Annotated in this window: 1 protein-coding gene; it reads left to right on the top strand. The window is 74.2% G+C overall.

What is annotated here, in order from left to right; translation table 11 throughout:
* The coding region (locus ABD323_RS41880) for a beta-ketoacyl reductase (protein ID WP_344447317.1) at positions 1-920 on the top strand (920 nt) is incomplete at both ends.

The raw sequence follows: 920 nt of genomic DNA, 5'->3' as shown, positions 1-920 counted from the left end.
GGATCGGTGAACACGCCGAGGTGCGGGGGGCGTTGGGTGAGGCGTTGGAGTTGGTGCAGGGCTGGTTGGCGGACGATCGGCGGGTGGCCGAGCGGCTGGTCGTGGTGACCCGTGGCGCGGTGGTCGTGGAGGCGGGTGAGGTGCCGGAGTTGGCGGCGGCCGCGGTGTGGGGTCTGTTGCGCTCCGCGCAGTCGGAGAATCCGGGCCGGTTGGTGCTGGTGGACACGGACGGTGATCCGGCCTCGGAGGCGGCGTTGGCCGTGGCGGTGGCCAGTGGTGAGGGTCAACTGGCCTTGCGGGCGGGTGTGGTGCGGGTGCCTCGCCTGGTCCGGGTCGCGCTGCCCGAGAGCGATGGGCCGGTGGCGTGGGATCCGGCGGGCACGGTGTTGGTGACGGGTGGTACCGGGGTGTTGGGTGCGGTGTTGGCGCGGCATCTGGTGGCGGAGCGTGGGGTGCGGCGGTTGCTGTTGCTCTCGCGGGCCGGTGAGAGCGCGCAGGGCGCGGCTGAGTTGCGTGCGGAGTTGGAGGGGCTGGGTGCGGTGGTGGAGTTCGCGGCGGTGGATGTGGGGGACCGGGCGGCGCTGGCCGCGGTGGTGGCGCGGGTCCCGGTGGAGCATCCGCTCACCGCGGTGGTGCACACGGCCGGGGTGGTGGACGACGGGGTCATCGGGGCGCTGAGCCCGGAGCGGTTGGACACGGTGCTGCGGCCGAAGGCCGACGGCGCCTGGTACCTGCACGAGGTGACCAGGGACCAGCCCCAACTCGCCGCCTTCGTCCTCTACTCCTCGGTGGCCGGTGTGCTCGGCTCGCCGGGGCAGGCCAGCTACGCGGCGGCCAACACCTACCTGGACGCGCTGGCCGCGCACCGCCGGGCCGCCGGCCTGCCCGCCCAGTCACTCGCCTGGGGCCAGTGGGCCGAG

It is taken from the genome of Kitasatospora nipponensis (assembly GCF_039528135.1).
In the GTDB taxonomy this organism is placed as follows: Bacteria; Actinomycetota; Actinomycetes; order Streptomycetales; family Streptomycetaceae; genus Kitasatospora; species Kitasatospora nipponensis.
Note: the sequence above shows the minus strand (reverse complement) of the source record. Positions and strands in the feature narration are given on the sequence as shown.